This is a genomic window from Bradyrhizobium sp. Cp5.3 (genome assembly GCF_000426265.1).
GTDB lineage: Bacteria > Pseudomonadota > Alphaproteobacteria > Rhizobiales > Xanthobacteraceae > Bradyrhizobium > Bradyrhizobium neotropicale.
The window spans coordinates 299,582-311,948 of the sequence record NZ_AUFA01000002.1 but is presented as its reverse complement, the minus strand read 5'-3'; the positions used below and the strand labels follow the sequence as shown (position 1 = coordinate 311,948).

The following is a 12,367-nucleotide window of genomic DNA, read 5'->3' as shown; positions in this document are numbered from 1 at the left end:
ATCGCCACGCGGATCACGCGTCCGAATTGGCCAGTCCCAGCAATTCCTGGCGTGTCAGCGCATTGTCGCGGAACACACCCAGCATGCGGCTGGTGACGAGATCGGTCCCGGGCTTGTGCGCACCACGGGTGGTCATGCAGTGATGCGTCGCCTTGATGATAACGCCGACGCCTTCTGGCTTCAGCACGTCGTTGATCGTATTGGCGATCTGCGCCGTCATCTTCTCCTGGATCTGGAGGCGCTTGGCATAAATATCCACCACCCGCGCGAGCTTGGAGATTCCGACCACGCGCCCTTGCGGGATATAGGCGACCCAGGCGCGGCCTACGATCGGCGCCATGTGGTGCTCGCAATGGCTCTCAAAGCGAACGCCGCGCAGGACGATCATCTCGTCATAGCCTTCGATCTCCTCGAAGGTCTTTTGCAGGATGTCCGTCGGATCCTGCGCATAGCCGGAATAATACTCCTCGAAGGCGCGCGCGACCCGATCGGGCGTTTCGCGCAGACCGTCGCGCGCGGGATCATCACCTGCCCAGCGGATCATGGTCTGAACCGCTTGCTCGACCTCCGCCCGGCTCGGCCGTTCGCTTGGCATCTGCGCCACCGCGACACGCTCCAACCTGCGCGCTTGTGAACCCATAAATAGCCTCCGTCTGACGAGCCGCAGACATCTGCGGTCCTTCAGCTTGGACGGCTGCAATCGGAAAAGGTTCCCGGGATGGCGAAAAATCGGAAGGCCGGCTGACTAGGCGGCCGAGCGTTCCGCCGCTTCCCGCACGTCCAGCACGGCCTGCGCCCATTCGGTTGGCCGCTCCTGCGGCAGATTGTGGCCGGCGCCGGCGAACACGCGGTGCTCGAAAAAGCCTTCGAACTTGCGCGCGTGATGTGCGGTGCCGGGGTTGACGCCGTCGCTGTCGCCGTCGATCGCGATCGTCGGCACGCAAATCGGCGGCTGGCTTGCAAGCGTCGCCTCGATCCCGGCATAGGCGGGATCGCCCGCGACCAGCGCATAGCGGTGGCGGTAGGAATGGATCACGACGTCGACGAAATCGGGATTGTCGAAGGATGCGGCGCTCCGCTCGAAGATCGCATCGTCGAACGCCCATCTCGGCGACCACATCGACCAGAGCTGACGCGCAAAGCCGCGCCGGTTGCGCTCCAGCGCCCGGCGTCCGCGCTCGTTATGGAAAAGATATTGATACCAGAGCGCCGCCTCCTCCGGCGGCGAAGCGGGCTCCATCGAACGCGCGATGTTCTGGATGTTGTAGGAATTGCCGGAGACGAGCCCGCTGACTCGCTCCGGATGCAGCACGGATACCACGCAGGCCGCGCGTCCGCCCCAGTCGTAGCCGCCGACCACGGCGCGCGCGACCCCGAGCGCATCCATGAAGGCGAGCAGATCTGCGCCCAGCGCCGCCTGCTCGCCCGAGCGCAGCGTCGTGGCGGAGCGGAAACGTGTCGGGCCGTAACCGCGCAAATACGGCACCAGCACGCGCGCGCCCGCTTGCGCGATCAGCGGCGCGGCTTCGGCATAGGCATGAACGTCGTAGGGGAAGCCGTGGCCCAGAATGCAGGGCCAGCCGTCCGGCGGACCGTTTTCGAGATAGGCGATGTCGAGAACGTCGGTGATGACGGATTTTTGTTGCATCACGCACTCACGGATTTGCCCGGTGCCGTGGCCCATCCAGGCTACGGCATCTACTTCTGCGGCCCGGACAGCGTGATATCGCGTTCGGCGCGGAATACGTTGCTGTAGAGATTGGCGATCCACTGCCGGCCGATCTCGGTCTTGTTGAGATAGCCGATCTCGGTCTGGATGTGCGGCGCGACGCTGTTCCAATAGAATTGCGGATAGCGGTTCACGATGTCGGCGGGCGAGTCGTAACCGAGCTGGCGGTTGATGCCGACCTCCTCGAACTCGTAATAAAGCGCGTTGGCCTTGCGTAGATAGTTGGGATCACCGAGCTGCCCGATGAAGTCGGCGGCGCGCAGGACCGAGGCGTCCACGTCATACTCCTGCCCCTCGCGGGCCGGGAAGCGCGTCCCCTCGATGGCGCGGGCGACGCGCTCGCTGTCGATGCCGCGGATCGGCGGCAGCCGCCGCCTCACAAAAAGCTTCGACCGATCAACGTGATACATCATGAGACTGGCATCGGATGCACCGCGCGGCAGTGACACCTTGGTCCCGGCTTCGTCGATCAGAAAACCGTCTTCATCGTCCTCCTCGAACAGTCCGCGCACATAGCCGATGTCGTGCGCGAGGCAGGCGATGAGGACGTGGTTGTAGTCCTCCGCCGAAAGGTGCGTGTGGAGATTGCGTCCCATCAGGATCGCCTGGCCCGCCAGGGTCACAAGCATCGTATGCTCGATGTTGTGGTAGAGCGCGTCGCTGTTGCCGATGCATTCCAGCGCCGTGCGCGTCGCGCCTTCCAGCACCCTGGCATGAGATTCGTCGTCGTATCTGCGACGCATGAACGAGCCCAGCAACTTCTCCAGGGTCTCCGCCGCCAGTCTCGGTAACGTCATCATGGATGCAGCCCCGTTGTCGGTGGTGTCCCACGCCAACTCCCGACGTCTCGTTTCCTGTCCGCGACGCGAGGAATAGCATAGCCCATCTCGGGCCGGCTCGCCAAATTCAGGGACGAGATTACGAAAATATGTTTATTGCTTTGCCGCGCAACGTCGCGTCAGCGGTCGCGGCCCAGCGCGCTCGGGACGAGCGAGCGGACCGGCCCGACGGTGGACGACGACAACGAAAATCCGCTTGATCGGATTAGGGTTGCAGAAGCCCGTCGCCCGTGCGAACGCCTGCACGGTTTTGCGGACGGCGGCGTCAATTCCACCGCGCGATCCCATCGCGGTGCAGCGTTAAAAGGCGCTTAATGAACAGCGGTCGTCGCGCGCGGCAAATCCCAAGCCAAATCTCCACCGCAGGACGGTAAACGCACCGTCACTCCACCAGCAATACGTCCACAGCCACGCCCAGCTTCTGCTTAGGCGAGCCGACGATGATGCCGTCGACCGGCGAGACGTCGGAGAAGTCACGGCCGACCGCGAGTACGATGTGATCGCTCGCGACCAGGAGATCATTGGTCGGATCGAAATCGACCCAGCCAAGCTCCGCTCCGCACCACAGCGACACCCAGGCGTGCGTGGCGTCAGCGCCTTGCAGACGCGGCTGCCCCGGCGGCGGAATGGTGCGCAAATAGCCGCTGACATAGGCTGCAGGCAGGCCAAGCCCGCGAAGGCCGGCAATCATCACATGGGCAAAATCCTGACAGACACCGTGGCGCTTGTCGAAGACTTCGTTGAGCGGTGTCGAGATCACGGTCGCCTTCGGGTCGTAGCGAAACTGGTTGCGGATTCGATGCATCAGATCGACCGCGCCTGCGAGGATACTCGTATCAGACGCGAAGCTCTCTGCAGCATAGGCGCTGACGGGACGCAAAATAGGCACCAGCGGGCTGGCAAAGACATAGCCGACGGGCGAGGACGGCCCGAGGCTCGTCGCCTCGAAGGCTATGTCGCGGATGCTTTCCCAGGACGGGCTCGAAGCATCGCGCGCCGGCGGCTGGCGCGACACCGAGACGCGCGAGCGGGAATCGATCCGCAGGTTTCGGTGCGAGGCTTCGATCACGACGCTCTCGGTCAGCGTGCCGAAGAAATCGCGTCGCGCGTTGCGCTCTGACGGACGCGGACGGATCTCGAGACTGTGCGAGATCAACTCCTGGCCGTGACCGCTCTTCGGCTCCAGCCGCAGCGTGCAGCGCGCGAAGCTGACCGCACTCTCATACTCATAGGTGGTGACGTGGCGGATGTCGTAGATCACGCCAGCCCCGTGAGCTTTTCCGGCCGGCTGGCATTGGGACCGTGCGGGAAATAATGCTGCCCAATTGCGTCGGCGAGCTTGAGCAGGTCCTGTTCCAGCGAGAACAGGGTCTTGACCTCGAGCTTCTCGGCCTCGGCGGTCGCGAGCATCGCCTGCACCGCGACGGCAAGCCGCTGCGGCTTCTCGATCATGCCGTACTCCCGCAGGCTTGGCAGCGCCGCGATGTGCTCGTTCAGCGTCGCGACCTGGAAGGCAACCGAGCGAGGATTGTAGGTATCGAGCACAGCGAGGTCGCGCACGGGTGCGAGCACCGGCGCCAGCAGATAGCGCGAGCGGTACGTGATCTGGCAATCGACCAGCGTCAGCAGGATATCGAGGTCTTCGTCGCCGGCCTCGTCAAAGGCGAACTGCCGCGCGAAGCGCGTGGTGTTGATGGCGCGCTCGGCCCGGCGACCGATATCGAGGAAGCGCCAACCGGCGGCGCGGTTCATGTTCTCCTGCGCAAGGCCGGCAAAGCTCGCAAGCTCCTGCAGGGTCAGCTCGGCAGCGCTCAGCACGCTGTCATCATCCTCGACCTCGTAGGCGAGCCGCTCGGCCATCTCGGTGATGACCTGCCAGGCATCGGGCGACAGCCGCTCGCGCAGGGAGGTGGCGGTGCGCTGCGCCGCGCGCACCAGCGACAGCGCCGAGCCGAAGCGTTCCGCGCTCTGCAGCGCTTCGGCCACGATGCGTCCGGGCGCCGCGCGCGACGTCTGCGAGATCGCGCCCCAGGCCACCAGCAGACGCTGGATGCGCTCGGCCGACTGCATCGTGGCCGAGGTGCCCTTGTTGGGCCCGCTCGGCGAGCCCAGAGCGCGCACCAGCCGCAGCGTGGCCTCGGCGCGTTCGAGATAGCGGCCGAGCCAGAACAGATTGTCGGCGGCACGGCTCGGCAGCACGCCGGCGATGCGACGGATCCGCACCTTGTCGGTCGCGGGCAGCAGCGTTGCGGCCGGGACCTGCTGCTCGGACACGACCCAGACGTCGGCGGCACGCGCGCCGTCACCCATCGACACCGCGCGTGCATCCGCCCGCGCGGCGATCCGGCAGAAGCCGCCGGGCATGATTGTCCAGCCGTCGGCAGTGGCCGCCGCGAACACGCGCAACACGAAGGGACGCGGCGCAATCTGGCCGTGCTCCCACACCGGCATGGTCGAGAGCCGCACCACCTCCTGGCCGACATAGTCCATGCCGCGCGCGGTGATGGCGTCGACCAGGCGTTGGCGCCCGCTTGCGTCGAGCTCGCTCGCGAGCACCGGGCCGCGGCTTTCGAATCCGGGAACGCCGCGCCGGTAGGCGCCTTCGATCGCGACCTCGTCGAGCCGCGACAGGACCTCATCGCGCGCCCCGCGCTGGCCGCACCACCAGGTCGCGATATGCGGCATCTTCAGCTCTTCGCGGAGCAGGCGGCGGCTCAGCGCCGGCAGGAAGCCGAGCAGCGCGCGCGCCTCCAGGACGCCGGAGCCCGGCATGTTGGCGACGACGACGCCGTCCTTGCGGAGCACGTCGATCAGGCCAGGCACGCCGAGATGCGAGGATGCATCGAGCTCGAGCGGATCGAGCGAGTTGGAATCGACCCGGCGCAGCAGCACGTCGAGCCGCTTCAGCCCTGCGACGGTGCGGATGTGGACGCGGTTGTCGCTGACGGCGAGATCGTCGCCTTCGACCAGGAGGAAGCCGAGATAGCGCGCTAGCGTGGCGTGCTCGAAATAGGTCTCGCTGAAGCTGCCGGGCGTCAGCACGCCGATGCGCGGCTCGTCGCGATCGGCGCTGGCGCGAAGACTGTCCCGGAACGCCTCGAAGAACGGCGCGACGCGCGGCACGTTCATCGATTTGTAGAGATCGGAAAAGGCACGCGAGAGCACCAGGCGGTTCTCCAGCGCATAGCCCGCGCCGGACGGCGCCTGGGTGCGGTCGCCGAGCACCCACCAGCGGCCATCCGGCCCGCGGCCGACATCGGCGGCATAGATCGAAAGGTATCGTCCGCCGGGCGGCGGCACGCCGCAGACCGGGCGCAGATATTCGGGGCTGCCGGCGATGGCGGCAGCCGGCAGTGCGCCTTCGGCAACCAGCCGGCCCTCGCCGTAGATGTCCCGGAGCACCAACTCCAGAAGCTCTGCGCGCTGCTTGATGCCGGCCGAGAGCTGCTGCCAGTCGGCCTCGTCGATCAAAAGCGGCAGGTGACTGAGCGACCAGGGCCGGTCGGCGCTGTCGCCGGGCGCGCGATAGGTGACGCCGGCCTCGCGCAGGTGGCGATCGGCCATGCCAAAGCGGCGCTCGATCTCGTCGGGCGCCAGTGCCCCGAAGGCGTCGAAGAAGCGGCTCCAGACCGCACACGGGGCGCCATCCGGCCGGAGAAACTCGTCGGGGATGCCGGGCAGCCGGCTATAGTCGCGCACCCATTGCGCCAGCCGGCGCTGGCCGGGCGCCCTGCCCGTCTCGCCAGTCCCGTCGGTCGCGCCCTCGCCCATGCGCCTCTCCTTGCCCCGCTCCCATACTCATTGCAGGAGCGGCGTTCGCAAGTCGAGGGTCAGCGGAAACTCATTTGTGCGTTCCTCCGGCGGCGGCTGGACCGGGCCCGGCGTATGGCCGTGATCCTGAAAGCGCGCCAGCCGGCGCGCGTCCGCCTCGTAGGTGTTGACGGGCTTGGTATCGTAGTTGCGCCCGCCGGGATGGGCGACGTGATAGACGCAGCCGCCAAGCGAGCGGCCATTCCAGGCGTCGATCAGGTCGAATGTCAGCGGGGCGTGCACGGGAATGGTCGGGTGCAGGCCGGATGCCGGCTGCCAGGCCTTGAAGCGGACGCCGGCCACGGCCTCACCCGAGCGGCCGGTCGAGGTCATCGGCAGGCGGCGGCCGTTGCAGGTCACGATGTGGCGTCCTTCGACGAAACCTTCCGCCTTCACCTGAAGCCGCTCAACCGAACTATCAACATAGCGCACAGTGCCGCCGGCCGAACCCTCCTCGCCCAAGACGTGCCAGGGCTCCAGCGCCTGGCGCAATTCCAACGTCACGCCGCCATGATGAACGCGGCCGAAGACGGGGAAGCGGAATTCGAGCTGGGCGAGATACCATTCGGGCTCAAAGGGATAGCCGGATTGCTTCAACTCAGAAAGCACATCAAGAAAGTCCTGCCAAATGAAGTGAGGCAGCATGAAGCGGTCGGCCAGCGCCGTTCCCCAGCGAACGAACTTGCCGCCTTGCGGCTCGCGCCAGAGCTTTGCGATCAGTGCGCGGATCAGAAGCTGCTGCGCCAGCGACATGCGCGGATCGGGCGGCATTTCGAGCGCGCGGAATTCGACGAGGCCGAGGCGCCCCGTCGGCCCCTCCGGCGAATAGAGCTTGTCGATGCAGATCTCGGCGCGATGGGTATTGCCGGTGATGTCGACAAGCAGATGCCGGAACAGCCGGTCCACGAGCCACAGCGGCGCCTGGTAGCCGGGCGGCGGCACATGCGAGAGCGCGATCTCGAGTTCATAGATTCCGTCGTGCCGCGCCTCGTCGATGCGCGGCGCCTGGCTGGTCGGACCAATGAACAGGCCGGAGAAGAAATAGGACAGCGACGGATGCCGCTGCCAGTACAGCACGAGACTCTTCAACAGATCCGGCCGGCGCAGGAACGGCGAGTCCTGCGGGCTCGAGCCACCGACCACGACGTGATTGCCGCCACCAGTGCCGGTGTGCCGGCCGTCGATCAGGAAGCGATTGGCGCCGAGCCGCACCTTCGCAGCATCCTCGTAAAGGCCCGAGGTGATGTCGACCGCCTCGCGCCAGTTCCTCGCCGGCTGGATGTTGATCTCGATCACGCCTGGATCGGGTGTCACCTTGATCACCTCGATGCGCGGGTCGAATGGCGGCGGGTAGCCTTCGACATGGACCGGAAGCTGCATCTCCTCGGCGGTGTCTTCGAGCGCTGCGATCAGCTCGAGATAATCCTCGACGCGCTCGACCGGCGGCATGAAGGCGCAGAGCACGCCGTCGCGGATCTCCACCGCCATCGCGGTGCGCACGGGGATCGTCGTGTTGAGATAGTCGGGTGCCGCGCGCGGCGGCGACGGCGGGCGCGCCATGCGGCTGAACACCGGCAGCTTGCCGCGCGGCTCCATCGGGTCCTGCTCGACGAGGTAGGGATATTGGTCGGGCGGGACATGGCCGAGCGAGCCCATCGGCAGCCGCAGGCCGAGCGGAGAATCGCCCGGCGACAGGAAGAGATGGCTGCGCCGCAATTGCCAGCGCTCGCTGCGCCAGCGCGGCGGCGCGTTCCAGCGCTGGATCGGCAGCACGAAGCCGCGCGGCGTGCCCACGCCCTGGTCGAACACGCGCGCCATCCGTGCCCGCGCTTCCGGGTCGGACAGTTTGGAGTCGGACGGATCGACGTTGACGGGAAGATTGGCCTCCTTCTGAAGCCAGTACGACGGGTCCTCATAGGCCGGCATGATGTAGCCGAGATCGAGCCCGAGCCGCGCCGCCGTACCTTCCATGAAGGCCTCGGCGTCCCTGACCTCCGGTCGCCGCGGATTTTCGATCCTGGCGATGAGGTCGGCGTTCTTCCAGATCGGCACGCCGTCCTTGCGCCAGTACAGGCCAAAGGCCCAGCGCGGCAGGCTTTCGCCGGGATACCATTTGCCCTGGCCGTAATGCAGCAGGCCGCCCGGCGCGAAGCGCGCGCGCAGGCGGCGGATCAGGTCGTCAGCGAGCGTGCGCTTGGTGGGACCGACCGCCTCCGTATTCCACTCGTCCGCTTCGAGATCATCGACCGAGACGAAGGTCGGCTCGCCGCCCATGGTGAGCCGAACGTCCTGGGCGGCAAGATCGCCATCGACCTGCTCGCCGAGATCGTTGAGCCGCGCCCAGGCGTCATCGGAAAACGGCTTGGTGATACGCGGCGCCTCGCGGATGCGCCGGACGCTCATCTCGAAGGCGAACTCGACCTCGGCAAAGCCGGCGCTGCCGGAGATCGGCGCGGCTGAGCGATAATGCGGCGTCGCGGCGACGGGAATGTGCCCCTCGCCCGCGAGCATGCCGGAGGTCGCGTCGAAACCGATCCAGCCGGCGCCGGGCAGATAGACCTCGGCCCAGGCGTGCAGGTCGGTAAAGTCGTTATCCACCTCCGGTGGTCCTTCGATTGGATCGATGTCGGGACGGATCTGAATGAGATAACCGGAGACGAAGCGCGTCGCGAGGCCGAGATGGCGCAGCGTCTGGATCAGGAGCCAGGCGGAGTCGCGGCACGATCCGGCGCCGGAGGTGAGCGTCTCCTCCGGCGTCTGCACGCCCGGCTCCATGCGGATGATGTAGCGGACGCGCTTCTGCAGCTCGCGATTGAGCTCGACCAGGAAGTTGACGGTGTTGCTGGCCTCGCGCGGGATCGCCGCGAGATATCGCGCGAACTCAGGACCCGGCTCGATGACCTCGAGGTAGGGCGCAAGCTCGGTCTTCAGATCCCTCGGATAGTCGAACGGAAAACTGTCGGCATAGGGCTCGACGAAGAAGTCGAACGGGTTAATCACGGTCATCTGCGCCGTGAAGTCGACCTCGATCCTGAGCTCCGTCGTCTTCTCGGGAAAAACATAGCGCGCCAGCCAATTGCCTTGCGGATCCTGCTGCCAGTTCACGAAATGATTGGATGGCGTGACCTTGAGCGAATAGCTCAGGACCGGCGTGCGCGTATGCGGCGCCGGCCGCAGGCGGATGGTTTGCGGGCCGAGATCGATTGGCCGGTCGTATTTGTAGTGCGTGACGTGATGAAGTGCGACGTAGATCGACACGGGTTGCGGTGCTCCGGCAGCTTTTTTGAGCAGAACACCGCCGGTGATCGCGATCAAGCACTAACAACGGGCAGCCCGTGCCTACGGGACGGGCTGCACCTTTGCTACATCGTCGCGCCAATCACCCAGGGCGCGAACTCGGCGCCGCCGAAATCAAAGCTCTCGCTCTTGGTCGGCTGGCCCGAGGCGGTCTTGAGGATGAGATCGAAGATGCGCTGGCCGCATTGCTCGACAGTCTCGGAGCCTTCGAGGATGGTGCCGCAATTGACGTCCATGTCCTCTTCCATGCGCTTGTACATTGTGCTGTTGGTCGCAAGCTTGATCGACGGCGCGGGCTTGCAGCCGAACACGCTGCCGCGGCCGGTGGTGAAGCAGACGAGGTTGGCGCCGCCGGCGACCTGTCCGGTCGCGGCGACCGGGTCGTAGCCGGGCGTGTCCATGAACACAAAGCCCTTCTTCGTCACCGGCTCCGCATAGCGCAGCACGTCGACGAGATTGGTGGTGCCGGCCTTCGCCATCGCACCGAGCGATTTCTCCAGAATGGTGGTGAGGCCGCCGGCCTTGTTACCGGGGCTCGGATTGGCGTTCATCTCGGCGCCTTCACGCTCGGTATATTCCCCCCACCAGCGCATGAGATCGACCAGCTTCTCGCCGACCTCGCGGCTGACGGCGCGGCGCGTCAGCAGATGCTCGGCGCCGTAGGTCTCGGGCGTCTCCGACAGGATCACAGTGCCGCCGTGACGCACGATCAGATCGCTGGCTGCTCCCAGCGCGGGATTGGCGGAGACGCCGGAATAGCCGTCCGAGCCGCCGCATTGCAGCGCCACGGTCAGTTCGCTCGCGGCGACCTTCTCGCGCTTGACCTTGTTGGCGTCGGCCAGTGCCTCGCGCACGAAGGCAACTCCCGCCTCCACTGTCTTGCGGGTGCCGCCGACCTCCTGGATGTCCATCGCGCGCAGGCGGCCGGCGAGCTTCTGCTCCTCCATCAGGCCGCCGATCTGGTTCACTTCGCAGCCAAGGCCCAGCACGATGACGTGGGAGAAATTGACGTGGCGCGCATAGCCGCCGAGCGTGCGGCGGAGCAGCGCCAGCGGCTCGTTCTGCGTCATGCCGCAGCCGGTCTTGTGCGTCAGCGCGACCACGCCGTCGACATTGGGGAATTCGGCCAGCGGATTTTCACCGGTGAAGGGATTCTTCTTGAAGACGTCGGCGACGAGGCCGGCGACATGCGCGCTGCAATTCACCGAGGTGAGGATGCCGATATAGTTGCGCGTCGCGACGCGGCCGTCCGGACGGCGGATGCCCTCGAAGGTCGCCGGCAGATCGAAGTTCGGCGTCGGCTTGACGTCGGCGCAATAGGCATAGTCCTTGGAGAAATCGCCCATGCCGCAATTCTGCGTGTGCACATGCTGGCCCGGCGCGATCGGCGCCGTGGCGAAGCCGATGATCTGGCCATAGCGCCTGACCGGCTCGCCCACCGCGATCGGCTTGATCGCGACCTTATGCCCGGAGGGAATGCGATCGACCGTCACGACGCCCTCTGCCACCACCGTTCCAGGCGGCAGGCTCGCACGTGCGATCACCACGCCATCATCGGGATGCAGGCGGATGACGGGGCTGATGGTCATGGTCGTTCTCCTTGAATCTTCGTACTTCACCTCTCCCCGTTCTTACGGGGAGAGGTCGGATCGCGCTCGGCGCGATCCGGGTGAGGGGCAGGCCGCGCGCTCGATCGTTAGTTCAGTGCGTGTTGAGAGAGGCCCCTCACCCCAACCCTCTCCCCGCAAAAGCGGGGAGAGGGAGAGGAGAGAGCTCAAGCCTTGCCGGCGGAATCCTTCCGGGTTTGGTTGACCTGCATCTTGGCGTAGGTCGTCATCAGGCCGACCTCGTTCGAGAGCGTCACCAGCTTGAAGCCCATGTTGATCGCGCGTGCCGCGCCTTCCGCGCCGCTGCAATGGATGCCCGGATTGAGGCCGCGCTTGCCGCACTCCTTGATGATCTTCTCGTAGATCGCGAGAATCTCCGGCTCGGTACGGTCGAGCTTCGGCTCGAGCCCGTAGGAGAAGCCGAGGTCGGACGGGCCGATATAGACACCATCGATGCCTTCGACGTCGAGGATCGCTTCCATGTTCTCGACCGCGGTCCTGGTCTCCATCATCGGCAGCAGCACGATCTCGTCGTTCGCGGTCTTCTGGTAGGAGCCCGCGGTGCCGTACATGCCGGCGCGGATCGGGCCGTTGGAGCGCACGCCCTTCGGCGGATATTTGGAATAGGAGACGAGGTTCCGCGCGTCCTGCGGCGTGTTGACCATCGGGCAGATCACGCCATAGGCGCCGCCATCAAGCACCTTGCCGATGATGCCGGGCTCGTTCCAGGGCACACGCACCATCGGGGTAATCGGGTGCTTGTCCATGGCCTGGAAGCACTGAACCATCGACAGATAGTCCTGCACGCCATGCTGCATGTCGACAGTGACGCTGTCGAAGCCGCACTGCGCGATCATCTCGGCCGAGAAGCCGGAGGGAATCGCGAGCCACGCGTTGACCACGGCCTTGCCCGACTTCCAGATTTCTTTGACTTTGTTCGCCACGTTGCCTTCCTTCCCTGTTGGCCAATGCCGCCGTCGGTGCGAGCGGCGCGAAATAATCCGGAATCTCTCCGCTTGCGAGATTCTGGATTGCCTCGGAGCCGACGCTTTCGCAATGGCGAAATTGTCTCAGCTCATAGCCCT

8 protein-coding genes are annotated in these 12,367 nt (G+C 65.8%); all 8 read right to left on the bottom strand.

Features of this window, described 5'->3' with window-relative positions; genetic code table 11:
- Positions 1 to 13 precede the first annotated feature (13 nt).
- Positions 14 to 640 carry a GTP cyclohydrolase I FolE gene (folE, locus tag K289_RS0104455; RefSeq protein WP_027550387.1) on the bottom strand — a complete coding sequence of 209 codons (627 nt, stop codon included), beginning with the start codon at positions 638 to 640 and terminating at the stop codon, positions 14 to 16.
- Positions 641 to 745: 105 nt separating this feature from the next.
- Positions 746 to 1,648 carry an alpha/beta fold hydrolase gene (locus K289_RS0104450; protein WP_027550386.1) on the bottom strand — a complete coding sequence of 301 codons (903 nt, stop codon included), beginning with the start codon at positions 1,646 to 1,648 and terminating at the stop codon, positions 746 to 748.
- A 50-nt stretch (positions 1,649 to 1,698) separates the two neighbouring features.
- Positions 1,699 to 2,529, bottom strand: a complete 831-nt coding sequence (locus tag K289_RS0104445) for a metal-dependent phosphohydrolase (protein ID WP_027550385.1) — start codon at positions 2,527 to 2,529, stop codon at positions 1,699 to 1,701.
- 421 nt (positions 2,530 to 2,950) lie between these two features.
- A complete protein-coding gene (locus tag K289_RS0104440) occupies positions 2,951 to 3,829 on the bottom strand; it encodes a transglutaminase family protein (protein ID WP_027550384.1) in 879 nt (292 codons plus the stop codon).
- Positions 3,826 to 6,339 (bottom strand): circularly permuted type 2 ATP-grasp protein, encoded by a 2,514-nt coding sequence (locus K289_RS0104435; protein WP_027550383.1) that lies wholly within the window; start codon positions 6,337 to 6,339, stop codon positions 3,826 to 3,828. The genes K289_RS0104440 and K289_RS0104435 overlap by 4 nt, the downstream gene beginning before the upstream one ends.
- Before the next feature lie 27 nt (positions 6,340 to 6,366).
- Positions 6,367 to 9,636, bottom strand: coding sequence for a DUF2126 domain-containing protein (locus K289_RS0104430; RefSeq protein ID WP_027550382.1), 3,270 nt, complete (start codon positions 9,634 to 9,636; stop codon positions 6,367 to 6,369).
- Positions 9,637 to 9,740: 104 nt separating this feature from the next.
- Positions 9,741 to 11,264, bottom strand: a complete 1,524-nt coding sequence (locus K289_RS0104425) for a UxaA family hydrolase (protein WP_027550381.1) — start codon at positions 11,262 to 11,264, stop codon at positions 9,741 to 9,743.
- Positions 11,265 to 11,449: 185 nt separating this feature from the next.
- A complete protein-coding gene (locus K289_RS0104420; protein ID WP_027550380.1) occupies positions 11,450 to 12,226 on the bottom strand; it encodes an HpcH/HpaI aldolase/citrate lyase family protein in 777 nt (258 codons plus the stop codon).
- Positions 12,227 to 12,367: the final 141 nt, after the last annotated feature.

Bases quoted from the DNA above. Each gene is read 5' to 3' on its own strand.
- K289_RS0104435 (WP_027550383.1), bottom strand. From the start codon at position 6,339: ATGGGCGAGGGCGCGACCGACGGGACTGGCGAGACGGGCAGGGCGCCC.
- K289_RS0104425 (WP_027550381.1), bottom strand. From the start codon at position 11,264: ATGACCATCAGCCCCGTCATCCGCCTGCATCCCGATGATGGCGTGGTG.
- K289_RS0104445 (WP_027550385.1), bottom strand. From the start codon at position 2,529: ATGATGACGTTACCGAGACTGGCGGCGGAGACCCTGGAGAAGTTGCTG.
- K289_RS0104450 (WP_027550386.1), bottom strand. From the start codon at position 1,648: ATGCAACAAAAATCCGTCATCACCGACGTTCTCGACATCGCCTATCTC.
- folE (WP_027550387.1), bottom strand. From the start codon at position 640: ATGGGTTCACAAGCGCGCAGGTTGGAGCGTGTCGCGGTGGCGCAGATG.